Consider the following 1009-nt stretch of genomic DNA (forward strand, 5'->3'; position numbering starts at 1 on the left):
ACCACGGATCCTTCTATGTTCGTCAAGCTGGGGTGGTGGTGGGTTCGGTGGTGTTGAGGGTCCTGTAGATCTGGCGGGCGAGGTAGCGCTTGAGGCAGCGTCGGATCTCTCGGGTGGTGCGTCCTTGGGCTCGTCGTCGTTCGATGTAGGCGCGGGTTTCGGGGTCGTGGGTCATGCGGGTCAGGACGGCGATGTGCAGGGCTTTGTTCAGGCGGCGGTCGCCGCCGCGGTTGAGTCGGTGACGGACGGTGTTGCCCGAGGACGCGGGGATGGGGTTCACCCCGGCCAGGGCGGCGAAGGCTGCTTCGGAGCGGACCCGGCCGGGGTGGGACCAGGCGGTCAGGGCGATCGCGGCGGTGACGGGGCCGATGCCGATCTTGGTCAGCAGCGGTGCGGCCTGGCTGGCTTGGACGAGCTCGGTCAAGCGGGCCTGGTTGGCGGCGATCTGTTCGTCGAGCTCGTTCACGCGCTTGGCCAGGCGGACGGCTTCGGTGCGTGCGGTCGCGGTGGCGAGGTCTTCCTCGCGCGGGCGCCAGCGCGCGACTGCGGCGATCTGGGTGCGGGTCAGTGGCTTGCGGGCGTCGGGGCCGAGGTCGACCACGCGGGCCAGGGCGGTCAGTGCGTTGATGGTGGCGGTGCGTTCGCCTGTCATGTGGTCGCGGGCGGTGACCAGGACGCGTAGGGCGGCTCGGATGCCGTCGCCCCGGCGCGGACGGCGCAGCTGGTCGGTATCCAGCGCCAGGACGGCGGCACCGATGCGGGCAGCGTCCAACGGGTCGGACTTGCCGATCCCGTGGTGGGCGCGCGCGTCCATCCGCGCGGCCTCGACGACCTCGTAGCCCGCCCGTTCGACGGCGCCGGTCAGGCCCGCACCATAGGACGCGACGCCCTCGATCACCCACAACACGGCGAGATCACCACCGGTGCGGCGCGCGACCCACGCGATCGCACGGGCCAGGCCCGCGCTCGTGGTCGGGAACTCTCGGGTATCGATGACCTCACCAGTGCC

General features: G+C 71.3%; 1 protein-coding gene. It reads right to left on the minus strand.

From position 1 onward, the window contains the following. Positions 1-22 precede the first annotated feature (22 nt). Positions 23-1009, minus strand: a 987-nt coding sequence (locus ABWU78_RS20880) for an IS110 family transposase (RefSeq protein ID WP_439159390.1), incomplete at its 5' end; no start/stop codon positions are given.

The sequence above is a fragment of the Cellulosimicrobium sp. CpK407 genome (assembly GCF_051844275.1).
GTDB classification, from domain to species: Bacteria; Actinomycetota; Actinomycetes; order Actinomycetales; family Cellulomonadaceae; genus Cellulosimicrobium; species Cellulosimicrobium cellulans_G.